Raw genomic sequence first — 22,640 nt, forward strand, 5'->3', positions numbered from 1 at the left:
GAAGGAGAAAAGTACAGGCCAGCAAACAATGACTACTGAATAAGTGGCGTAACTACTAAAATTAAAAAAATACCTGTAATCTCCCCGGCAAAAGCTAATAGTGGCACCGGTAAAAGTTTAGGCCACCATCAGCTTCTTCTAAGAAATTTAAAAATAGTACCAGGCAACAGGCTATTGGTAAGAAGGCGAAGGAAAATTGTATTCTTTCTTCCAGGTATCGCTCATACGGGGGTATTCTTGGCGGCAGGCCAGGTACTCCTCCATCATTTGGCGCATGGTGGGGCTTAAGGTATGCAGGTAATTTTCGGTTAATAAATCGTCGTTGAGCAGATAAAAATGCCAGGTGGGTGGATGCTGGGCGCTATGATAACCCATGTGCAGCGTGCGCCGGGGATTTTTCATGACTTCGGTATAGCCCCGGTGAATTAAGTTGTTGTTGTATAAAACGGCCTGTCCCGCTTTTAAAGTTACCGGAACGCCGCCGGGCATTTCGGCGCCAATGGGCGCATAATGTTTAGAACCGGCAAAAGCTGCATTTTCGGCTGCAGTATTCGGGCGGTTATGGCTGCCCGGAACCACCCACAGCGAATTTTCATCTACCAAGGGCAAATTAATCTGCACGCTGTTATGAAACCGTTCCGGCGAAAAAAGCCAATCTTCAATTTCGTCTTGCGGAATTTGAATAATATCGCGGTGCCAACCCAAAGAATAAGACGTGCCTTCGTTAGCGGCCAGAATAGACGCATTGTTCACGATCAGGTTGGGGCCAATAATTTCTTCCACGGCTTTTAACATAACCGGGTGGTGAAAAGCATGATGAATGGGTTCGGTGCCGGGCTTGGTTAAGAGGTGAAAATAATATTGCCGCGCTTCCTTACCAAAATCCGAAATTTCGTCGCCTAAATGCTGGAAAGACGAACTGTGCTTTTTTGTATCGGCTGCTTTTACCTGCGGGCTCAGTAAAGCATCCATTACTTTTCTAAAATCCTGTATTTCAGGCTCGGTGAGTACCTCTATAATCACGTAGCCTTCTTCGAGAAACTTTTCTTTATTCGACTTTTCCATAACCTGTTATTTTTTAATTATTTTTTAAAATTATTTTCTGACCAGTGGCCGCCGATTGCAGACCGGCCTCCAGCACCTTTATTATTTTTAAACCATCGTGGAAGTTTGGTTCTACGGTTTTATTTTCGGCAATGGCCTTTATAAAATCTACCACGGCGTGCACAAACGTATGCTCGTAGCCAATAATATGGCCGGCCGGCCACCAGTTTTGCACGTAAGGATGCAGGGCATCGGTGGTCAGAATTTTCCGGAATCCTTGTAAACCGGCGGGGTCACTGTTAGAATAAAACAAAAGCTCATTCATGTTTTCCAGGTCGAAAGTTAGGCTGCCTTTGCTGCCGTAAATTTCAAAAGTATTGTGGTTTTTCCGGCCGGTGGCAAAGCGGGTGGCCTCAAACGAACCAATCGCGCCGTTTTCGAATTCCACAAGCATTAGGGCCGCATCTTCCACGGTAACTTCGCCGGTTTCGCCGGTTTTGGCTTCGGCGCTTAAATTGCCGCTGGTCGTTTCATCGGCCAATGGTCTTTCTTTAATAAAGTTAGTGGTTAAACACGATACCGATTTGATATCGCCTACCAGGTACTGCGCTAAATCTAAACTATGGGAATTTAAATCCCACTGCGGACCGGCCTGAGCAGTTTCTTTGCGGAGTTGCCAGGTAAGCGGGAACTCGGGGTCTACAATCCAATCTTGCTGATAAGCGCCCCGCCAATGAAATATGCGACCTAACTGGCCTTCTTTAATTAATTTTTTGGCGAAAGCAATGGCGGGTACCCGCCGGTAATTATGATTTAAATAATGAGTTACCTTATTATCCTCACAAACCCGGAGCATTTCTTCGGCTTGCTGGGAGTTCATGGCCAGGGGTTTTTCACAAAAGATATGCTTGCCTGCTTTGGCAGCAGCTATGGCAATTTCGTAGTGCAAATGTTGCGGCAGCGCAATATCAATAATATCAATATCCGGCCGCGTTACCAGTTTTTTCCAATCGGTTTCCGTTTCTTCCCAGCCCCATTTTTGGGCAAATTCTTTTAAGGAAGCTTCGTGCCGGCCGCACGCTACTTTTAAAACCGGAGTACGCGGAAGATCGAAAAAATGGGGAGCTTGAAGCCAGGCATTGCTGTGCGCCCGACCCATAAATTTATAACCTATTAGTCCTACGTTTAAAGTTTTCATTGTTTTAGCTTAACCGGTGGCTAATTTCCTTCAGCGCGCGTACACTTTGTTGTACTACCTCTACTTCCCGATTGGTATAATCTGGATGCAGAAAATCAATTTCAACGGCCAGAAATCCCTGGTAGTTATGTTTTTTTAAAATTTCAGCTAACTTCTCGTTCTGAATTAATCCTTCGCCGGTGGGCACGCAGGAGAAAAAATACCACTCGTTTACCGGCACTCCCTTTACTGGTTTTAAATCTTTAATATGCGTAGCAAAAACATGCGGCGCCAGTTTCTCCATGGCCTGAATAGGGTCATCCAAGACCCGCAAAAAGTTACCGGAATCGAAATTTACGCCAAAGTTGGGCAGATTTACATTGGTTACCAATTGCAGAATCTCGTCGGAATTATAATCGATGTGGTTTTCTACGGCCAGCTTAATATCGTAGCGGGCGGCCATTTGGGTGGCTTCGGTAAACATGCGGCTTAGTTTTTCCAGTTGCGGATCGTGCGGCTCGAACCGGAACAGCAAACTGCTGCCTACTACCCGCATTACCTTAGCTCCTATTTGGTTGGCGTATTCAATGTGCCGGACCATATCGGCAAACGCTTGTTCATTTTTACCGCCTTCCAAGCCATCCGGGTGGCCCCAGGCATACACCCGGTCTAACCCGGAAGAATCGAGGTGTTCTTTTATGAATTTTAGATAAGATTGGTCGAAACTGGGCAAAAAGCAGGATTCTAAGGAAACGCCGTCAATATCCAGGCTGTTTAGTTGGGTTAAAAAATCTTCAAAACTCAACTCTTTATTCGGTTTTTCCTGGCCGGGATACACTTCCCCGAAAAGCCGATGGTAACAGTAACTGTCGATTCCTACCTTCATATAAGTTGTATTTTTATGTTCGATTAAGTTTTCTGATTCCCTGACCATCCAGAATCCATTCAAATTATAGCTGAACTAGGGCAAGTAATGGTGATTTTAGCGGTAACTACCTGTTTATTTTAAAATACTTTTGCTTTTATCTTCTCCGGCTACCCAAACAGCGGCATTCCGCAACATTTTTTTCATTTCCGGCGCTTGGAAGGAACTGGCGTTATGCCCCAACAGGGTTTGGAATATTTTACCTTTACCGTAGTTATACACCCAGGCTAACGGTTCTTCCTTGCCCGTCTTTTTGGAGGTTGCTGTAAGTAAAGGTTTAATGGGTTCGTCTCCTTTTTGATTGAAATACAATTCGTCGGTTGTTTCAAAATCTTTTATTCCGGCGGTGATGGCGCTGGGCGCTTGGGTTACTTTAACCGTAAACTTGCCAAAATTATCGTGGGCGCTATTGGATTGATGGTCCCAGACCCGGCGTACTATTTTCCGGTATTCCGGCCAATCGGTATTGCCGGCTTCCGGTAAGGAATAATGAAAAGCGCCATCCGCGAAATGAATAACCATCAGTCCGCCGCCATTATTTAAATAATTGGTAAAGGCTGTTTTGGATTTTTGTTTTAATTGCGTGGAGTCTTTCCAGTTACAATAATTTAAAATAAGTACCTCGTAATCTTTTAAATCGTACTGCGATAAGTCTTCTATGTTAGTAGATACATCCACCCAAAAAGGACTGTCTTGTTCTACCGCGGCTTTTAGTAAAGGGGTGGTTTCCTGCCACGGATGCGCCGGATGGTTATTACCGGTAAACAGGAGAGCTTTGCGGGATTTTTGGTATAAGTGCTGCGTTACTTCCTGATCAGAATAAAACTGGGCCTCGACGCCATTTTTAGGCACCGTGGCTTTGGCCGCCCAAACAATGCCATTCAACATGAGTTTCCGAAAAGCAGGATTTTCCCAGTTCGCGTAATAGTGGCCCATGGTGGTACTAAAGCCTCGTCCTCCGTCGGTGCGTTCTACTGCCCAGGCGGTGGCTTTTCCTTTATCGGCGCGGCCATTTAGTTCCGGAACTTCGGCGACAACTTTTAAACGGGAATCTTGCTCCCGGAAGCGAATATTGTAATAAAATTCGTCCTTCAGTTTAAAAGGTTTAACGCCGTTTACTACCGGATGGCTAGAGGCGGGCAAATTAATCGTACCATCCAGCGTTTTAATAGCCGAATACCAGTTGCGTTTACCCGTATCGTCCTGCCAGTCGTAATAACCACCACCCCATTCCAAAATCTTTTTACCAATAGAATCAGGGGCAAACGTCGAGAAATGAATAAGCGCCAAGCCGCAACCTCTTTTTATTTGCTTTTCCATTACCGGCATGCGTTCCGGAGTCATAAAAGGAACTTCCGAATACAAGTCCCCATCCCGGCCGTCGGAAGTAAAAAGAATTAAATCCGCATCGTCCAGCGTAGCCGGATTTTGTGGCCAGCCGTGCAAATAAATTTCGGTTTTTATGCCTTTTACATTGGATTGGTCCAGCATGGTTTTTAACAGGCGCACGGTTTTAATATACTCGTGAAAGCCGGCATCGTGGCTTTTCTCCCCGGCAATTAAAACAATCTTTCTGGTTTTAGCAGCGCTGCTATTAGTTCGGGTTACGGGTGCTGCCGATACTCCCAGGTAAAAAGCCATTATTAAACTCACCAACAGAACTAGCCGAAACACCAGGTTATTCTTCATTATTTTAGACTAAAGTAAATTAGTTATCTTTTTATAAGTAGATAGCTAGGGCACTAAGGTTAATAAAATATAGTGCGTATGTAGAAAGAAATAAATAATATTATTTAATAAACCCTTTTTCCAGCATTCTGCAAGAATCTAATCAGTAGAAAGTAATAGCCGACCAACCAGTGAAAGTAAATGATCCGTAAAGAGGAACCGAACGGCTTTCTTATTTCTCCGTTTAGCGCTTGGTTCTGGTTAGTTCCTTTCCGGATGACCGGGAAATAAGCAAGGTTATTATTTTAATTAACTAATTTAGATAAGTTTTTAAGGCAACAGTATCACCGAGCGATTTTAAAATTTTCTTTAAGCCGGTCAAGTTCATTTGCAAGCCTACTTCGGCATCCGGGTCGGTGTATTCATTAATTATGCCTACGGGGCCGCGGTATTTACTTGCTTTTACTACCCGCATCATTTCTAATTCGGCATTTCCCTGCCCAACAGGCACAATCTTTACCGGATTACCCGTTTGAATACCCGAAAGGTTAAGTGCCAGCAGGTGGGGCACTATCTTGGGAAAAAATTCGGCAAAGCGGGCTACGTGCGCTTCGGCATGATTAAAGTTATAAACCATGCCCACGTTGGGCATTTTTAAATATTCTATAATGGCCAACTGATTTTCGGGTTCGCCAAACCAGCCCGAGTGATTATACAGGCCCACGGTACACCCTATTTCGGCGGCTTGTTTAGCAATAATACCAATAATTCTAGCCATGTAATGTACTTTTTCTTCCTGGCTCATTTCGGGGAAATTTTTTCCATCGCCTAAAGAGCACCATAACTGGGTTTTTACCTGGTGGCGCTTTAAAAGAGCAAATACGGCCTGCACATTTTTGTCATTTGCCGGGTCCGAACCAGTGGGCAGCCAAAAAGCTTGGAGCTTGATATTGTTCTTTTTTAACGTTTTCAGTTCTTCGTCAAAAGTGGCGACGTGTTCCTGGCGCCAATCATAAGCGAGCCGGGTAATTCCCATTTTTTGCAGCATGGCGGCTCGTTGCGTTGGGTTGCGTTTTTTTACATCAAACGGCACAATCGACCACGCAAACAAATTCTGTCGGGCATAAATAGCCGTATCCTTTTTTCTGTTCTGGCCATGCACCGGCAGCAAAATAATTAATACGAGCAACGTAGCCATTAAAAAAATAACGGTTTTCCGGAGCTTGGCAGTAAGAAGAAAAGTAGCATTATTCATTTATAACTGCTTTTATTTAAGAAGATATTTTCCACTTTATTTTAAATGTCAGGCTTGTTCGGAACACCATCGGCATCAAGCTGAAGTAGTAAATACATGATTTATAATTACATATGTTGCTTGCGCTGTTTTTAGTTATTAGAAAACATGCGGATTTTAAATCCAAAGACTCTATAAAACGGGATTATAAATCTTGCCTAGCATTTTCTGTTAGTTAGTTTGGTAATGTACAGGCACATCCGAATAAGCCCAGACAATCTTCCAAATGTATTTTGTAAACAAAAGAAGAAGCGTAAAATTTTGCACAAAAGGCAATGGTATTTAAAACAGAGGCATGGTTTAGATTGATTTTTTAAATTTTTATCAGGATTAACGCCTATAGAGGCGACTTATAACTGCCATATTGTTCGCCCGGGAAAGATGTGAATATCACTTGGCCAAGACTTTTTAAAAACCAAAAAAACCAGTTTAAACAGAATAATCAGCAGCAAAAAAAATACCCTTGGTGTTACTGAATTATCTCATTGCCTTCCGCCAATAAATCTTCTCTTCTTTGTAAATATAATTTTGCGGCTGTGGCATACTTTTTTTCAGAGGTTGAGCAATACGAGAAGTAAAACGCAAGAAAAACTAGGCTAATGGAAGTACTTACCTTTATCTAAACGCTATCATGACCAAAATTTTAAAAAAATGCCGGTATTTTCTCTTTTTCTTTTTTCTACTCTTAAGCGGTACCGCTTGGGCCCAGATTTTAAAACCGGCTACCTGGGCTTATGCTACTTCCAAGAAAGAGGCAAAAGTAAATGAGCAGCTAGAACTAGTGTTCGATGTAAAAATTGATAAAGATTGGTATTTGTATTCCACGGACTTTGACCCGGATTTAGGGCCCATGGTAACGACTTTTACTTTCCAGCCTAATAGCTCGTATGAGTTGGTTGGCAAACTAAAGCCTATCCATCCGAAAAAGAAACACAGTGCGTTATGGGGCGGCGAATACACGTACTTTGTGCATACCGCGCAATTTCGGCAGGTAGTAAAAGTCTTAAACAAAGATTTTAAAGTAACAGGCCACGTAGAATACCAGGTTTGCACCGAAGTAGATGGTAAATGTATTCCCTTCGACCAGGACTTTGCTTTTTCGGATTTAGCAATTCTTAATTCTACTGCTGGCCATGAAACAAACGCCACCATTAAAAAAACAGCAGCAAGTAAAGCTACTGCTCCGGCTGTTACAAGTAAAATAGCGGAGACAGCCGAAGAAAAAGCACCCGCTCCAAGTCAAGCAAAAGCAGCTCCGGTAGTAAAAGATCTTTCTTCCCCAGATAAAAACTTAGCGGAAGAAAAGTCGGTTTTGCCCAAAACGGGAAAAGAAATTTCTAAAATTTCACCAAGTAAAGTTTCTTTAGTAGCTCCGGGTACCGCATCTGGTTCGCTCTTATCGTTTATGTTGCTGGCCTTTTTAGCCGGCGTGGCCGCCTTAATTACGCCGTGTGTATTCCCGATGATTCCCATGACAGTTACTTTTTTTACTACGAATAGTAACGACCGCCAACACGCTATTGTAAAAGCCTTAATCTACGGTTTTTCTATTATTGCCATTTATACTTTAGTAGGTACTATTGTATCCCGGTTAAACGGTCCCGAATTCGCCAATTGGTTGAGCACTCATTGGCTGCCTAACCTCTTGTTTTTTGCTATATTCATCTTTTTCGGCTTATCCTTTCTGGGCCTTTTCGAGATTGTATTGCCGTCTTCGTTGGTAAATAAAATGGATAAGCAAGCCGATAAAGGCGGTTATTATGGCGTTGTATTCATGGCTTTTACCATTGTTTTAGTTTCTTTTTCCTGTACCGGTCCTATTGTGGGCAGTATTCTGGTAGAATCGGCGGGGGAGCTATTGTAAAACCCATTGCCGGAATGTTTTCTTTTTCGATGGCCTTTGCCATTCCGTTTACTTTGTTCGCCATTTTTCCGGATTGGATGAAAAACCTGCCCAAATCGGGCGGATGGTTAAACTCGGTAAAAGTGGTACTGGGATTTTTAGAATTAGCCTTGGCTTTAAAATTTCTAAGTACCGCCGACCAGGTGTACCATTGGAAAATCCTGGACCGGGAAGTGTTTCTAGCGCTTTGGATTGCTATTTTTTCCGGCATGGCCTTGTACTTATTAGGCAAAATAAGATTGCCGCACGACAGCGAAATAAAAGCCATTGGCGTACCCCGGTTAGTTATCACCTTATTAACTTTTTCTTTTATTATTTACCTGATTCCCGGGCTTTTTGGAGCACCTTTAAAACTACTGGCCGGCTTTTTACCCCCTATGTCTACCCAGGATTTTAACTTACGAGGCTCGGTAGGAGAAAATTCTACGAGTGCCAACGCCACCCTTTGCGAAGCGCCCAATAATCCGGCTTCTTTGAGTTTTCCGCACGAAATACAAGGGTACTTTGAGCTAAAGCAAGCTTTGGCGTGCGCGCGAAAACAAAATAAACCGGTGTTTATTGATTTTACTGGCCATGGTTGCGTTAACTGCCGCAAAATGGAAGAAAGAATCTGGGCCGAGCCTGCGGTATTAAGCCGTTTAAAAAATGATTTTGTAATGGTGGCTCTGTACATCGATGAAAAAACTGAACTGCCTGCCTCCGAGTGGTATACCTCTGCCTACGATGGAAAAGTAAAAAAGACCATCGGCAATCAAAATGCCGACTTACAAATTACCCGCTATCAAAATAACGCGCAGCCTTTTTATATAATCCTGGACCCCACCAAAGAAGAAGTTCTGGTTAGCCCCATCGCCTACGAAACCGACGTGAATAAATTTATTTATTTCCTGGACCAGGGCATTAATACCTACAAAGCAAAATCGGCCAGTTTAGGCTTGGCAGCTAAATAGCAAATTATCCGGCAAGGAAGAATCTTATGTAAGGTTTCCATCCATATAATTCAGAAGGAGAGTGGAATACTCAAGTATTTCCCCCATCCACTTTTAATTTAAAACTACGACTTTATGAAAACAAGACGCGAATTTTTAAAAACTTCCGGCGGCATGGTACTGGGTGGCCTTTTTCTGCCTTACTTAACAGAAGCCGCTAAAGTAAAAAATGTGGGTATCAACCTGTATTCGGTGCGGGAGCCCATGCTCGCCGATGCAAAAGGAACTTTAGAAAAACTGGCAAAAATTGGTTACAAAGAAATAGAGTCGGCTAAAAGTGTAAAAGGAAATTACTACGGCTTGCAGCCCAAGGAAATAAAACAAATAACGAAAGACTTAGGGCTTACTTTGCGCAGTGGCCACGTGCCCGTAAACGCCACCTGGCAAAAAAGCGTGGACGAGGCCGCCGAGGCGGGTCAGGATTACCTGATTGCGGCGGGCCTGCCTTCTAGAGGGCAAACAATAGATAATTATAAAAAAGTAGCGGATATTTTTAATAAATCGGCGGAGGACTGCCAAAAAGCGAACCTGATATTTGGCTACCACAATGGCGGTTCTGATTTTGCGCAGGAAAACGGACAAACTTTGTACGATGTATTACTGGATAATACGAATCCTGATTTAGTAAAAATGGAATTGGACTTGGGCTGGGCGATTGTGGGTGGTGGCGACCCCGTGCAATATTTTGAGAAGTATCCCGGACGTTTCCCTTTGTGGCACATTAAGGACATTAAGAAAGACAAAGCCGAAAGCACCGAATTCGGCAAAGGCCGAATTGATATTGCTGGTTTACTGCAAAACAAGAAGAAATCCGATATGAAATATTTCTTTGTAGAACAGGAAGAATGGGATCATTCCCCGCTGGAAAGCTTGCAGTATAATTATGGTTATTTGATGAAGCTAAGCATGTGATTTTTTAAAAATCGGCTATTCGTGTAAATAAAATTAAACGGCTTCTTAAAAATGTAAACAACGGATAGGTTCATTTACTTTTTAAGAAGCCGTTTTTAATTACAGCTAAACGGCACCCGAGATTATAGGAAATACCAAACGGGAGTAATCCGGCAATTTTTTAAAATAGTTTATTTTCCCGGTGCTACCGGGTTCATGGCGGCTATATCGGGCCGGTAAGAAACCGAGGTAGCCGTAGGAAAATTATCCGGAATTTTTTGGGTAACCTTGCCCGTAGCTGCCCATTCTGTGCCCCGTTGCAGCAAAACCACGTAATCTACCGAAGCCATGGCTACCGCGTCGTGGCCGGGGGCGTAATGAAAAATGCGGCCTTTGCCGTAATCCAGCGCCATTAATTGGGGTTCATCGTTACCGGTTCCTTTGTTGTTTTTATCGGAATAAGCCGTTACCAGCACCTGCATATTCTCCCCTGGCCCGCGTAATTGCGCGTACAGTTCATCGTTCTGATGCATCCAGGTAGCGGGCAGGCCTTTGGTTATTGGGTGATTTGGATTAACCACTTTCATCTGAAACGGAATCCGGCTACCGTGGCTACCCGCATTACCCGGCGTTTTATCTGAAACTAACTTACCGTCTTTGTAATACCAATAAGGCCCGCTATTTTCGTTCCGGTTACGCCAGCCGCCCATGCCTATCATTTTATTAAAAGCAACCCACTCCGGGAAAGAGTTATTAGCCCCGTGGATGGTTACTAAACCCCCGCCCTTAGCTATGTATTGTTCAAAAGATTGTTTCAAAGCTTCGGGCCAGCGCTCGGTGGGAGCATCGTAATTAAGCAGCACCACCTGATAATCCGAAAATTTGGGCATAAAAGTACTAAAGTCGCCGCCTTCGGGAGGCGCGGAAACAACATCTACCGCAAATTTTTTCGGTTCTTCCAGTATCTTTTTCAGAATAGGAGTAGCCACATCCCAGCGGTGGTATTTGTTTGTTTCTCCGTCCAAAATCATTACCCGAATTGGAGTTTGGGCTCTTGCTGAAAGTACAACCAGCAAAACTAAAGCGTAAAGCGCTAAAATAGATTTTTTCATATTTTTATTTTTATGCATATCGCGTGGTACTCTCGGTATTAAACCTTCGAGCTATTATACATTTAAACCAGCCAGGTTCGTGTAATTCATCTTCATGCTTTCGATGGAGGGACGCGTGAAACTTTCCTGCTCCACAATAAAATGCTTCATTCCGTACTTTTTAGCTTCTTTTAAGATGCTGGCATAATCAATAGAACCCGTACCGATTTCGGTATTTTTCTTTTTATCCTGCTTATCCATGTCTTTTACATGGCCCAACGGGAAGCGGTTCGGATACTTTTTAAAATAAGTAACTGGGTCGTAATTACCCGCTACTAACCAAAAAATATCCATTTCCCATTGCACCAGTTTAGGGTCGGTATTTTCCAGCATATAATCATAGATCAGCGAATCGCCTACTTTTTCAAATTCAAAAGCGTGGTTGTGGTAAGCAAACTGCAAGCCTGCTTTTTTACAGGTTTCGCCCACGGAGTTAAACAAGTCGGCGGTGCGCTTTAAATCATCGGGCGAGGTGCGCAAGCTTTTGTCCATCCAGGAACAGGTCAGGTATTTTTGCCCGGTTTCCGCGGCTTTGCCAGCTAGTTCATCTAAACGGGTGAGCATGGTAGCCTGGTGCCACGATTCGGCTTTTCCGTCGCGGGTGCCCGAACCAAAATGGCTGCTTATCAGTTTTAAGCCCAGGCCATTCAGCATCGCGGCAAATTCTTTGGGTTCCAGGCCGTAATAATGGCCTTTACTGCCTGGGTAAGACTCTACTTCTTTATAGCCCATTTTGGCCAGTTGCTGTAAAGTGCCTTTTAGGTCTTGCTCCAGCACATCTTTCACCGAATACAACTGCAAGCCAATAGAACCTAACTTTTTTTCGCCGAAAGCATTTTTAGAAGATAGTAAATTGCTGCCTTTAGAAATGGCCGGTAAAACCAAGGTGCCTAAGGCTAAAGCGCCTGCATTTTTAAAAAAACTGCGTCTGTTAATCATTTTAAATTTTTGATAAAGGAAAGTTTTTGTTTTAAGGATTATCTATTACTCGCTTCGGCAGTACCCGTGTTACGCACATCCGCCGAATTACTAATAAAGGCTACTCGTTTGCTATCCGGCGACCAAGAAGGCGTGTTAATGGTACCTTGTCCCCCGTAGATGTAAGCAATAACTTTTGGTGTGCCACCGCTGATAGGCAAGGTACGGAGGTAAACATGTTTATAAAAAGGATGGTCGCCGGGGCTTACTTCTTCTTTTAAGAAAGAGATAAATACCAGGGATTTCCCATCGGGCGAAACGTGCGGGAACCAATCGTGAAAGTCGCCGGTAGTAACGGCTTCCTGCTCGCTGCCATCGGCTTTCATGCGCCAGATTTGCATGGTGCCGGTACGGTTCGAGTTAAAATAAATGTACTTGCCGTCTGGGGTATATTCGGAGCCATCGTCCAGGCCTTGCGCCGTCGTTAAACGCACTTCGGGGCCACCCGCCGAGGGTACGCGGTAAATATCAAATTCTTTGTTGCGCTCCCCGGTAAAAAGTAAATTTTTCCCGTCCGGCGACCAGCCGTGCAGGTAAGACGGTCCTTTTGGCGTAATTTGCTTCGGCGTGCCGCCCGTTAAAGGAACCGTCCAGACAATGGAACCACCTAGTTCTTTTACGCCGCTGCTCAGGCCTAACATTTTGCCATCGAAAGAAAGTACGTGGTCGTTATTGTTATTTTTGACCTCCCCGGTATTAATAACTTTCGGCGTCTGCTTGGCTAAATCAAAATGATACATCAGCCCTTCACTATTATAATCCAGGCTTTTACCATCTACGGTCCAGTTGGGGGCCTGCAGCGATTTAGGAGAGTTGTAAATAATCTGCCGCTTACCGGTAGCTACCTCCAGCAACTCGATGCTGCTGCCCAGGTATTCTTTGTATTGCACCAAGCCTTCGCGGGCCGGCACCGATATGCGCACATCGCTGTAAACGCCTTTTTCGATGACGTCTTTGTTATGCGACCCTAGAAATAAGCCCACGTACACGTCGTCGCCGATATTTAAGTCTGCTACCTGCTCAGTAACAAAAGGCTCCCCAAATTTGGCTACCCGCATGGTGTAGGTATTGCCTTTTCTTTCCAGCTGAATAACATCGGCGTGGGTAAGTTTAGCCTTAATTTCTTCGGTAACAGCGCCGGGCGTTTTTCTGAATTGCAACGAAGTAAGTCCATCGCCGTGCACCACGGCGTTAATGTGCGACGAATTGCCTTCCAGGTTGGTGCGGACCATCCAACCTACTTTCCGGTGCGGGTCTACACCTTTCCCTATAAATCGAGCCCGGGTGTACAGAATAAAATCGCCTTTCATTTTTTTCCACAAAAAATGAAATTCATCGTGGTCGGCCCAGATATTATAACCCGAACCGCTCATGGCGTATTCCTGGGTTTGGGCGTTGTATACCGCCGAACCTGGTTTTACTCCTTTCCCGATATCGCCGTGCCCGTCAAAAATGCCAATTGATTTTTTTTGTGCAAAAACCGAATGGCTGGTTAAAGCAATCAGACCTAAGAAAAATAAGAGTACGCTTAACTTTAAACTTTTCATGTGTGATTTTTTACCTAAAACTAAATAATTAATAGAGAAGATGAATTAAAATCAGGCTTGCCAGAGCAATTTTTAAAAAACTTTAAAAAGCCTGATTTAAGCTGGTTAGTAATACCGGCCTACTTTCTCCACAATCATTTTCTTCATTTTTTGCGGTTCAATAGAGCCTTGCGTGCGGTAGGCTACTTTTCCGCCGGGTTCAATTAAGAGGGTATAAGGCAACGCGCCCTGCCATTGCGGATCGATGGCTTCAATCAGCTTATATTTATCTTCGGAAGAATAAATATAATTTTTAGCCGAAGCTTGCATCTTTTTGAGCATTTCGTGGGCTTTGTCTTTTTTATCCGGCTTGTCGGCGCTTAAGGTAATAAATTCAAAATCGCGGCGGCGGTACATGCGGTTAATCTCCACGAATTCGGGCAGTTCGGTTACGCAAGGCCCACACCAGGTGGCCCATACATTAATCAGGCGCACTTTATCGGTATCATTCTTTAATAATGCTTTTATCCCGGCATCATCAATTACTTCTAAATTAACGGGTTCCTTAGCCCATACCGAAGGCGCTTTTACGGCCCAATCGCTTTTTTCAGACCATTTTACCGAGCAACCAAACGTTTTAGTTTTAGGCACTGCCACCGGTTTTCCGGCTAATAAAGCATCTATGGCGTTGCGGGTATCTTCGGCATTAGCGGAGCCTGGTTTCTCGGAGGCATCGAGGCGGCCCACGTATTGCAGCTTACGCTCCTTATCGAAAATAAAAACGTGCGGCGTGGCTATGGGGCCATAAGCCCGCGACATTTTCTCGGTTTCGCCATCGTACAAATAAGGGAAATTATAATTTTTTTCTTTATACCGGATTTTCATTTCCGCGAAGCTATCGCCCATATCGGAATAACCCAGCTCGTCCAGGGCTACGGCTTTAGGATCGTTGGGTGACACCACCGCTACCGCTACTCCTTTGGCTTTGTAATCTTTGGTTATGGCAATCATGCGGTCTTCGTAGGCTTGGGCGGTGGGGCAATGATTACAACTAAAAATAACCACTAATACCTTAGCGCTAGCAAAACTTTTAAGGGTATAAGTTTTACCATCGGTGCCGGGCAAGCTAAAATCAGGGGCAGTGGCGCCAATTTCCAGCGTTTTTACATCGGCTGCCAAGCTTTGGTTAGCCAGCATCAAAGCAAAAAAGAAGAAAAAAAATCTTTGTAAATAATTGAAAAACTTAGAAGGGTTCATAAGCATTATAAGTTAAAAGATGATAGAGAGATATTTTGATGAATCAGTAAGCACTAAACAGTTCTTTGGGAATCTATAAATACCTGATTGTACCAAGCTAATTTAATATTAAAAAAAGTTTTATGATACTAAAAACCTGGTTTTTACATCGGCAGGCATGTAAGTGAATGCCTGCCGATGTAATTGTTTGGTGGCTTAAGTAACTTGCCGAATGGTTATTGCCATTCCGGATTTTGCTTTAGTACGTTATTGCTTAAATCGATGGCGCTTAAAGGAATGGGCAATACTACGTGCTTGGGCATGGCCGGGCTAACCAAATTTTCTAAGCCTTTAATGGTACGGGCTTCATTTTTAAAAAAAGTATTAATGGTAGTTACGTAGTAGTCGGCACCGTACCGGGATAAGTCGAACCAGCGATGACCTTCTGTAGCTAACTCTAGTCTACGTTCCATACGCACGGCTTTTCGGGCAAAATCTACATCCGGGAAATTAGGGTAAAGCTCAATCTGATAGTTAGTAGGATTAATACCCGGTAAAGTAGCCACGTAAGTCGAATTCTTGGCTCGGCTTCTCACTTGGTTCACGTAGTTCAGGGCCGTTGGTAAACTGCCATTAGATTCTACCAGGGCTTCGGCGGCCATTAACAATACATCGGCATACCGGATAATCTGATAATGAATGCCGGGTCTTTCAAACTGGCCAAATTTACCGCGCTGGGCGGCAATGTCTTTAGCCGTGTACTGAAATTTTTTGGTTGCATAGGGGCCCCCATTGGCTTGTACCCGGTTCCAGGCGGCGCCAACAAACCGGCCAAAGCCGTTCCAATCAATATCTCGCCGGCCCACGGTAAAGTCTAACCGCGGATCTAACGGTCCGGCATGAACGGTAAAAGGAGTAGGCGTTACGCCATCGGCCTGAAAAGAAGGTAAGCCTTGGTCATTTTTTACATCTGTTTGATTATAGGTATCCAGCAAAGGCAAACCGGCTCCATCAGTTTGGTAGGCATTCACTAAATCCTGGGTAGGCTGGTAAAAACCGCAGCAAGTACCCAAGGGGCCACCGGCCAAGGGTTTTAAGAAACTCCGGTTACCGTTAAACGATTGGCCGCCATCATTTTGAAACTGAATTGCAAACACGGACTCTGATTTCGCTTCGCCGGCTTCCCCAAAATTATCGGTAAATTCTTTCAGTAGCGCGTAGGGACCATTATTAATAACATCCTGCAGTAGAGTGGCCGCCTCCGCGTATTTGCGTTCGTACAAATAAACTTTACCCAGATAAGCTTTAGCCGACCATTGGTTAGCTCGCCCGGATTGACTTTGAGTAGGTGGCAGGTTCGCGATGGCAAATTGAAAATCTTCTTCTATCTGGGGCCAAAGTGGGCCTTCGTTGGGTTTGTTCGGGTCGTTTAAATCTTCGGGAGCGATATAAGGCACATTGCGCCACGAGCGGGTTAGATTAAAATTAAAATGCGCCCGTAAAAACCGAGCTTCGGCAATTTGGGGTGTCAGATCTACGCCTTCCACTAAAGCGGCCTGGGCAATTACCCCATTAGCCCGATTTACGCCGGCGTACAAGCCCTTCCATTCGTCGAATATAAAAGGGTTATTGGTTTCGTAGTTATGATTGGCTAATTGAAAAAGGGGGGCCAAGTCGCCGTTATCGCCGCCTTTATGGGCATCATCCGACATGATATCGTACCAGAATTTATCGCCGGTAGAATAATAGTCATTGGTGATGTTGGTTCTTTGCTGGTCCAGCATAGAATAAGCTCCGATCAGCAATAAATCTACCCCTTCTTTAGTAGCCAAAGACGGTGCATCTATCACGCCTTTAGGAGAAACTTCGGTAAATTCCTTATCGCAGGAAGTTGCCAGAAAAATCAAGGAAAATCCGATTACTATTTTTTTCATGTACATTATCTTTTTAAAAAAATAAGATTTAAAAACTAAAATTAACACCCAGGGTGTAAGCCCGCGCAATAGGGAAAACGCCTGCATCTACACCAAAGGTAAGATCGCTGCCGCCGGTGGCGCCGGTTTCCGGGTCGATGCCGGTATATTTGGTAATGGTAAACAAGTTGGTTCCTTGTAGGTAAACCCGGGCATTTTTTACACCTAATGGGGGTACTTCAAAATTATAGCCTACCTGCAGGTTTTTTAAGCGTAGATAAGAGCCATCTTCTACGTAATAAGAATTAGGGGCCGACTCACTGTTTTTTACCCCAGTACCTACTTTCGGCAGGGTCGCATCGCGGTTAGTCTCGGTCCAGGCATCTAATACCCGTACGCTGCGGTTGCCGTTAAAAAAGGTACCAAAATCGGTGTATACTTTCAGGAAATTATAAATTTCGTTGCCCTGAGAGCCTTGGAAGAACATGGTTAGATTAAATCTTTTATAAGCGAAATTAGCATTTAACCCGTAGGTAAAATCAGGATGCGGATTGCCCAGATTAGTCCGGTCAGCATCGTTAATAATCCCATTACCATCTACATCCCGGTACCGGAACCGGCCAACACCCGCCGCGGGCGAGGCAAAACCTTGAGTAGGAGCGGCGGCTACTTCTTCGGCACTTTGGAAAATACCAATTACATCGCGGCCATAATAGTAAGAGATTGGTTGCCCGCTGGAGTTGCGGGTAATAATACCATTATAAAAGTTAGCGCCGGAAAGAAATGCTTTGGGGTTGGCGTCGTTCAGGCTTACTAACTTGTTTCTGTAAGCTGATAAATTTAAGCTTAAATCCCATTTTAGCGCCGAGGCTGTTTTAGAAAAATTTCCGTAACCCAAACTCATATCGAATCCTTTATTGGTTACCTTACCGGCATTTATATAAGGCGCAATGGCATCGGTGGCCGTAGACGGCAGCGGGCTACTAATAATCATGTCCTTGGTGGCCTTATTATAAACATCGATGGAGAAAGTAGCGTCGTTATTTAAAAAGCCCAGGTCTAAACCAATATTTTTCTGAATGGATGTTTCCCAGCGCAGATTCGGGTTACCCAGCGTGGACAGCATGGTGCCGGTACTAATAGTGCCGTTTTGGATAGAATAAAAAGAATACTGCTGATTGGCCTGGTAAATATTAATGTAAGGATTAGGAATAGGAATAGATTGATTACCTAGCCGGCCGTAAGATGCGCGTAATTTTAACAAGGATATGGCCGGTAAGCCCTTCATAAAATTTTCCTCACTTACAATCCAGCCTATGCTACCCGAAGGAAATACGCCGGTATTGTTACCGTTCGCAAACCGGGAGGTCTTGTCGCGTCTGATAGAAGCCGAAGCCAGGTATTTACCTTTAAAAGCATAATCGGCGTTGAAGAAATAAGAATATAATGTATTTTGTTCCCAGCGGCTTTCTGCAATATTGGGCGCATTGCTACCCGTACCTAAAATAAGGTAATCGGCATCTTCTAATAGAAAATTTTCTATGCGCACGTTGGAAAGGCGTAAAGATTCGTTTACTGCTTCGGCTCCGGCTAATAAATTAATATTATGGTCGCCTAACTGCTTATTATAGCGCAGTGTATTGGTCCAAACCCAGGAAGAAGTATTGCTCTGGATTTCATTTAGAGCCGTGGTGGTAACCGGTTCCGACGCTTCCGGACTTTTGCGCACTACGGCATGCGCGAAATTATTATTAAAATTAACTCCAATGGACGACTTGGCTACGAAATTTTTAAAAAAGTCTACTTCCACGTAAGCATCACCAATAAAGCGGAAATTCCGGTTAAAATTATCTTTGCCTCTTTCCAGATTGGCCAGCGGCGTAACCAGGTTGTTAAGTCCGGCCGCGCCCGAAGGACCAGCCCCGGCAAAATTACCGCCTTCGTCGTAGTTCGGAATTAAAGGACTATTACCTACGGCGCCTTGTACTTGGTTCTGCGCTAACTGATCGCTGTAAGCAAAGCTAAGGTGCTCGCCAAACCGGATATGGTCGGTAGCATCAATTTCCGAGTTCAAGCGGGTAGCGAAACGCTCGAAGCCGGTATTTAGCTGCACGCCTTCTCGGTTCTGGTAGCCCAACGATAATAAATACCGGGAGCTTTGGCCGCCGCCTTGTACCGATAAATCATAGTTTTGCAACACGCCTTTTTGAAATATTTCATCGAGCCAATCATTTCCGGTTCGCGCGCGGGTTAGCCGGTTCGTAAGCGCGTTGTAAGGCAACGTCGGATTACCCCGGATGTATTCCGGTACTACCGGGTTAGGGCCAGAACCATATTGCGGATGGCTCGGCGTAACGCCATCGTTCCGGTAACTTTGCCAGAAAACTTCGCCTAATTGCTGCGAATTCAGCAACTCGGGTATGTTGCTAGCTTCCTGAAAACCATAGTAGGTATTTAACGAAACCACTGGTTTTGCATTTAATTTACCGGTTTTAGTACTAATAATAATAACCCCATTAGAAGCCCGGGCCCCGTAAATAGCCGCCGAAGCATCTTTCAGCACGTTCATACTGGCAATATCATTCGGGTTAATTTGCGCCAGCACCGAACCATCGGTGGTTTGCATGCCGTCGATAATATACAAGGGGCCGTTATTATTGGTAGAGCCAAATCCTCTTACCCGAATGACTGGCGTACTGCCCGGTTGTCCGCCCGCTACTACTGTTACTCCAGCGGCTCTACCTTGTAAGGCTTCACCAGCATTAGAAATAGGTACGGCCAAAGCTTCTTCGGTTTTAACCTGCGACATAGACCCCGTAGCCAGTTTTTTAGATTGCGTGGTATACCCGACTACCAGCATTTCCTGCAGAACCTGGGTATCTGGGGCTAGTGTAATAGCAAAAGTGCTTCTGGCGCCCACGGGTACTTCTTGCGAAGCGTAACCAATGTAAGAAAACACCAGCACATCCGTAGGGGAGGCCTGTAACGTAAAATTTCCGTTGGCATCGGTAACGGAACCGGAAGTGGTACCTTTAACCACAATACTCACACCAATTAATGGTTCCTTTGTTTCGCCGATAACCGTACCAGATATACTCTGCTGCGCAAAGGTCAGGGTACTTATTAGCAGGAAGCAAAATAAAAGGGCAACCGTGTGCCATTTAAAAAGATAAGTAGGAGATTTTAACATAGATGGAACGTTTAGTTAGGTAGTACATTAATTGCAAAATACTCATGTGTTCAGCTAATTATAGAGCCCCGAGAAAAGGTTAATTTCTTTGAGTTTCTCTTAAAAACTTTTCTGAACACCTATCAAAGTTGCGTATAAAACCACGGCAAGTACCATGGCAGATGTAACAATTAGCGGGGGCATTTTAAAAAAATAAGGTTAAGAAGGAAAATGAGTCTCTACTTAGGGCAAAAAGATTAGAAAGTTTCTACTAAAATGTACCCGTGCGGCTATCACCAACAAAGAAATTTAAAAATTTCCTACCTAGAACTTGATTTATTTTATTCAAGGTAGAAAGCAAAAGAGATAGTTAGAGGATTAGAAACAGGAAGCTCTACCAGATTTTAAGCCGCAATAAAAATCAGTTGCAAAATGGATTGGCCGAAAATGCATCCAAGTCGAATGCAGTCTGTTAATTTAAAGTTCCAGGCGGTTATGCTTAGCCCGGAAAAAGTTTTTATCTCTTACAACATAAGTTTGGTTCCCCAGAAAACTATAGGAGTTAGTTATAACATTGCTTTATCTTACATTAAAACGATAGCTTATTTCAACCCGTTATGCTTAACTCCGTTAAGATGCGCTAACCTATTGCTAATTACTCTCATTGTTAATTGGTTATGATTATTTTTAATACTACTTTCAAAGTAGCTTTGCTGTTTTAATAGCTAAAGAGGAGATTTACTGCTAAAAGTATCTGACCCTTGGTACTACTTCGCTAGGACTAGGTTATAACATTAGCACTAGTAAGTAATCATGCCTGCTTTCTGCAGCATTTTTAGAGATTTCCCCGGCTCGGTTCGAAGATGTGTAGCGCTTGGAGTGGCTCTTGTGTTTGTTTGATTGTTATTTATGCTTGCAGTAATGCGTTAAAGCTTTAAACCTCATGAAAGATTTATTCTTTTCCCTTCTGTTCTCTTTCGTTTTTGTACCAGCAGCTTTTTCCCAAATAGAGCCGAATGCCGGCAAATGGAAAACCTGGGTAATATCTTCGGGTAGCGAAATAGCTTTGCCTTCTCCGCCAAACGGAAAAGTTACGAAAGACGAAATAAAAACCTTGTTGGCCTTACAAGCCCAAAGAGACGAGGCCGTCATTAATAAAATTAATTACTGGAATGCCGGAGCGCCAAGCTACCGCTGGGATGAAATGGTAAAAGAATTAGCCGGTCCCGGTATGCCTCCTTTTAGAGCCATGGCCTTATTAAATGTTGCTATTTTCGATGCTACAGTGGCCGCCTGGCACCATAAATACACTAATAACCGCATGAGGCCTTCTAAAGAATCTGCGAATCTGCATCCTTACTTGCCTAATCCGGAAAGCCCTTCTTACCCCTGCGAGCACTCGGTTACAGCGGGAGCGGCTGCAGCAGTACTGGCTTATCTTTTTCCGGCTAAAGCTGACTCTATATATCAGTTAGCGCAGGAAGCGGGCAAATCGCGATTATCAGCGGGCGTGCAGTATCCCAGCGATGTTCAGGCCGGTTATGACTTAGGTCGCCAGATTGGGCAAAAAGTAGTAGCCTGGGCGAAGCAAGACGGAGCCGATGTAGCCTGGAAAGGCACTTTGCCCAATAAACCCAATCAATGGCGCGGTAAGAATCCGGTGGGTGCTACCCTGGGTACCTGGAAAACCTGGGTTTTAAGTTCGGGTAATCAATTCCGGCCGGGTCCGCCACCTGATTTTGCCAAGGACATGGAAGAACTTAAAAATTTTAAATTAACACAGCCAGCAAAGGCCCGGGCTTTCTTTTATGCTACTCAGGATGTTTGGTCCGATATAACCAACAAGAAAATATTTGAATATAATTTAATCCGGGATGCGCCGCGGGCGGCTCGGGTGTATGCTTTAAAAAGTATTGCGGCTTACGACGCGGCGGTGGCTTGCTGGGATGCGAAATATACTTATTGGGGAATTCGGCCATACGAGTACGATACTACTTACCAGCAGTTATTAGGGCAGCCCTCTTTTCCGGGGTACCCTTCGGGGCACGCTACCACTAGCAACTCGGTGGCTCTGGTGCTGGCTTATTTATTCCCGCACGATGCCGTATTTTTTAAAAATAAAGCTGTGGAATGCGCGGAATCGCGCTTTGAAGGAGGCATTCATTTCCGGACGGATAATACCGTAGGGCTGGATTTAGGCAGCAAAGTTGCCACTTTAGTTATAAACCGGGCCAAACAAGATGGCGCTGATCCGGTAATACAAACTGCCGGGAAGTAAATAGTCCGTCTGTTAATTACAGCACGGAATACATCCAGGTAATCTGCTTTGTACTTAAATTTAAAAAATGACTACCAGGTGCTTTTTTAATGGGCATCAGAATACTTTTCTTACATTCTGGACGGTACTGATTAAAAAATACTGAAAAATCAGTATTGATTCCGGTAGATACTACCCTTAATTTAGCCTTGAAATGTTTTTGTTTACAGAAATAATAACCAGAAAAAATAATTGTTTTCTGGTTATTATGGTCTAAAATTCAACGCTTCTTTCGTTTAGCCAATTTTTATAAAGTCCGGCATTTTTTATTAACGCTTTTTTACCTACCAATAAGCTCAGTAGTATTCTTTCAGGTTCGTAGTTTTTAAAAGAGAATAGTACTTTTTTTAAATTTTCTGCTCCTTCCTCAATCTGTTTCAGATTCACGGGTCATACGGCTGTTTAGTTTAGTTTTTACTAAACAATTACGGGTACATCTTTTCCATCTTTTTATAAAGT

The 22,640-nt window shown here is 43.9% G+C and carries 16 protein-coding genes; 4 read left to right on the forward strand and 12 right to left on the reverse strand.

The features are described 5' to 3' along the window. Positions 1–171: 171 nt before the first annotated feature. The 5 genes from AHMF7616_RS21725 to AHMF7616_RS21745 form a co-directional block, all read right to left on the reverse strand. Positions 172–1,065: a phytanoyl-CoA dioxygenase family protein gene (locus AHMF7616_RS21725; protein ID WP_115374796.1), complete on the reverse strand. Its 894-nt coding sequence runs from the start codon at positions 1,063–1,065 to the stop codon at positions 172–174. A gap of 13 nt (positions 1,066–1,078) precedes the next feature. After that, entirely contained in the window at positions 1,079–2,242 is a 1,164-nt protein-coding gene (locus AHMF7616_RS21730) for a Gfo/Idh/MocA family protein (RefSeq protein ID WP_115374797.1), read from the reverse strand. 4 nt (positions 2,243–2,246) lie between these two features. Beyond that, entirely contained in the window at positions 2,247–3,107 is an 861-nt protein-coding gene (locus AHMF7616_RS21735; RefSeq protein ID WP_158546224.1) for a sugar phosphate isomerase/epimerase family protein, read from the reverse strand. A gap of 114 nt (positions 3,108–3,221) precedes the next feature. After that, on the reverse strand, positions 3,222–4,835 hold the full coding sequence (locus tag AHMF7616_RS21740; protein ID WP_115374799.1) for a ThuA domain-containing protein: 1,614 nt from the start codon (positions 4,833–4,835) through the stop codon (positions 3,222–3,224). Positions 4,836–5,127: 292 nt separating this feature from the next. Continuing rightward, positions 5,128–6,069 carry a sugar phosphate isomerase/epimerase family protein gene (locus tag AHMF7616_RS21745; RefSeq protein ID WP_199474305.1) on the reverse strand — a complete coding sequence of 314 codons (942 nt, stop codon included), beginning with the start codon at positions 6,067–6,069 and terminating at the stop codon, positions 5,128–5,130. Positions 6,070–6,739: 670 nt separating this feature from the next. Here AHMF7616_RS21745 and AHMF7616_RS27810 point away from each other — a divergent pair. The 3 genes from AHMF7616_RS27810 to AHMF7616_RS21755 all read left to right on the forward strand — a co-directional run bounded on the left by AHMF7616_RS27810 (position 6,740) and on the right by AHMF7616_RS21755 (position 9,912). Continuing rightward, entirely contained in the window at positions 6,740–7,972 is a 1,233-nt protein-coding gene (locus AHMF7616_RS27810; RefSeq protein WP_317047624.1) for a cytochrome c biogenesis protein CcdA, read from the forward strand. Between the two features lie 14 nt (positions 7,973–7,986). After that, positions 7,987–8,961 (forward strand): protein-disulfide reductase DsbD family protein, encoded by a 975-nt coding sequence (locus AHMF7616_RS27815; protein ID WP_317047625.1) that lies wholly within the window; start codon positions 7,987–7,989, stop codon positions 8,959–8,961. Positions 8,962–9,075: 114 nt separating this feature from the next. Then, positions 9,076–9,912 carry a sugar phosphate isomerase/epimerase family protein gene (locus AHMF7616_RS21755; RefSeq protein WP_115374800.1) on the forward strand — a complete coding sequence of 279 codons (837 nt, stop codon included), beginning with the start codon at positions 9,076–9,078 and terminating at the stop codon, positions 9,910–9,912. Between the two features lie 170 nt (positions 9,913–10,082). Here the strand turns inward: AHMF7616_RS21755 and AHMF7616_RS21760 are convergent, their stop codons facing one another. The 6 genes from AHMF7616_RS21760 to AHMF7616_RS21785 all read right to left on the reverse strand — a co-directional run bounded on the left by AHMF7616_RS21760 (position 10,083) and on the right by AHMF7616_RS21785 (position 19,885). Next, complete coding sequence (locus AHMF7616_RS21760; protein WP_115375727.1) at positions 10,083–11,003, reverse strand: ThuA domain-containing protein; 921 nt, start codon at positions 11,001–11,003, stop codon at positions 10,083–10,085. A gap of 54 nt (positions 11,004–11,057) precedes the next feature. Beyond that, the gene (locus tag AHMF7616_RS21765) at positions 11,058–11,981 is read right to left on the reverse strand and encodes a sugar phosphate isomerase/epimerase family protein (protein WP_115374801.1); all 924 of its coding nucleotides are present in this window, start codon (positions 11,979–11,981) and stop codon (positions 11,058–11,060) included. Between the two features lie 38 nt (positions 11,982–12,019). Continuing rightward, a complete protein-coding gene (locus tag AHMF7616_RS21770) occupies positions 12,020–13,567 on the reverse strand; it encodes a TolB family protein (protein ID WP_115374802.1) in 1,548 nt (515 codons plus the stop codon). Positions 13,568–13,672: 105 nt separating this feature from the next. Next, positions 13,673–14,803: a redoxin family protein gene (locus AHMF7616_RS21775; RefSeq protein ID WP_199474306.1), complete on the reverse strand. Its 1,131-nt coding sequence runs from the start codon at positions 14,801–14,803 to the stop codon at positions 13,673–13,675. 215 nt (positions 14,804–15,018) lie between these two features. Continuing rightward, positions 15,019–16,716, reverse strand: coding sequence for a RagB/SusD family nutrient uptake outer membrane protein (locus tag AHMF7616_RS21780; RefSeq protein WP_115375728.1), 1,698 nt, complete (start codon positions 16,714–16,716; stop codon positions 15,019–15,021). Between the two features lie 28 nt (positions 16,717–16,744). Beyond that, on the reverse strand, positions 16,745–19,885 hold the full coding sequence (locus tag AHMF7616_RS21785) for a SusC/RagA family TonB-linked outer membrane protein (protein ID WP_115374804.1): 3,141 nt from the start codon (positions 19,883–19,885) through the stop codon (positions 16,745–16,747). 922 nt (positions 19,886–20,807) lie between these two features. Between AHMF7616_RS21785 and AHMF7616_RS21795 the strand changes: the two genes are divergently transcribed. Then, complete coding sequence (locus AHMF7616_RS21795) at positions 20,808–22,142, forward strand: vanadium-dependent haloperoxidase (protein WP_115374806.1); 1,335 nt, start codon at positions 20,808–20,810, stop codon at positions 22,140–22,142. A gap of 252 nt (positions 22,143–22,394) precedes the next feature. Here the strand turns inward: AHMF7616_RS21795 and AHMF7616_RS26525 are convergent, their stop codons facing one another. Continuing rightward, the gene (locus AHMF7616_RS26525) at positions 22,395–22,568 is read right to left on the reverse strand and encodes a hypothetical protein (protein ID WP_158546225.1); all 174 of its coding nucleotides are present in this window, start codon (positions 22,566–22,568) and stop codon (positions 22,395–22,397) included. Between the last annotated feature and the right edge of the window lie 72 nt (positions 22,569–22,640).

Source organism: Adhaeribacter pallidiroseus (assembly GCF_003340495.1).
Lineage (GTDB): Bacteria > Bacteroidota > Bacteroidia > Cytophagales > Hymenobacteraceae > Adhaeribacter > Adhaeribacter pallidiroseus.

Coding starts and splice junctions, on each gene's coding strand:
- AHMF7616_RS21725 (WP_115374796.1), bottom strand. CDS start 1,065: ATGGAAAAGTCGAATAAAGAAAAGTTTCTCGAAGAAGGCTACGTGATT.
- AHMF7616_RS21730 (WP_115374797.1), bottom strand. CDS start 2,242: ATGAAAACTTTAAACGTAGGACTAATAGGTTATAAATTTATGGGTCGG.
- AHMF7616_RS21735 (WP_158546224.1), bottom strand. CDS start 3,107: ATGAAGGTAGGAATCGACAGTTACTGTTACCATCGGCTTTTCGGGGAA.
- AHMF7616_RS21740 (WP_115374799.1), bottom strand. CDS start 4,835: ATGAAGAATAACCTGGTGTTTCGGCTAGTTCTGTTGGTGAGTTTAATA.
- AHMF7616_RS21745 (WP_199474305.1), bottom strand. CDS start 6,069: ATGAATAATGCTACTTTTCTTCTTACTGCCAAGCTCCGGAAAACCGTT.
- AHMF7616_RS27810 (WP_317047624.1), top strand. CDS start 6,740: ATGACCAAAATTTTAAAAAAATGCCGGTATTTTCTCTTTTTCTTTTTT.
- AHMF7616_RS27815 (WP_317047625.1), top strand. CDS start 7,987: ATGTTTTCTTTTTCGATGGCCTTTGCCATTCCGTTTACTTTGTTCGCC.
- AHMF7616_RS21755 (WP_115374800.1), top strand. CDS start 9,076: ATGAAAACAAGACGCGAATTTTTAAAAACTTCCGGCGGCATGGTACTG.
- AHMF7616_RS21760 (WP_115375727.1), bottom strand. CDS start 11,003: ATGAAAAAATCTATTTTAGCGCTTTACGCTTTAGTTTTGCTGGTTGTA.
- AHMF7616_RS21765 (WP_115374801.1), bottom strand. CDS start 11,981: ATGATTAACAGACGCAGTTTTTTTAAAAATGCAGGCGCTTTAGCCTTA.
- AHMF7616_RS21770 (WP_115374802.1), bottom strand. CDS start 13,567: ATGAAAAGTTTAAAGTTAAGCGTACTCTTATTTTTCTTAGGTCTGATT.
- AHMF7616_RS21775 (WP_199474306.1), bottom strand. CDS start 14,803: ATGAACCCTTCTAAGTTTTTCAATTATTTACAAAGATTTTTTTTCTTC.
- AHMF7616_RS21780 (WP_115375728.1), bottom strand. CDS start 16,716: ATGAAAAAAATAGTAATCGGATTTTCCTTGATTTTTCTGGCAACTTCC.
- AHMF7616_RS21785 (WP_115374804.1), bottom strand. CDS start 19,885: ATGTTAAAATCTCCTACTTATCTTTTTAAATGGCACACGGTTGCCCTT.
- AHMF7616_RS21795 (WP_115374806.1), top strand. CDS start 20,808: ATGAAAGATTTATTCTTTTCCCTTCTGTTCTCTTTCGTTTTTGTACCA.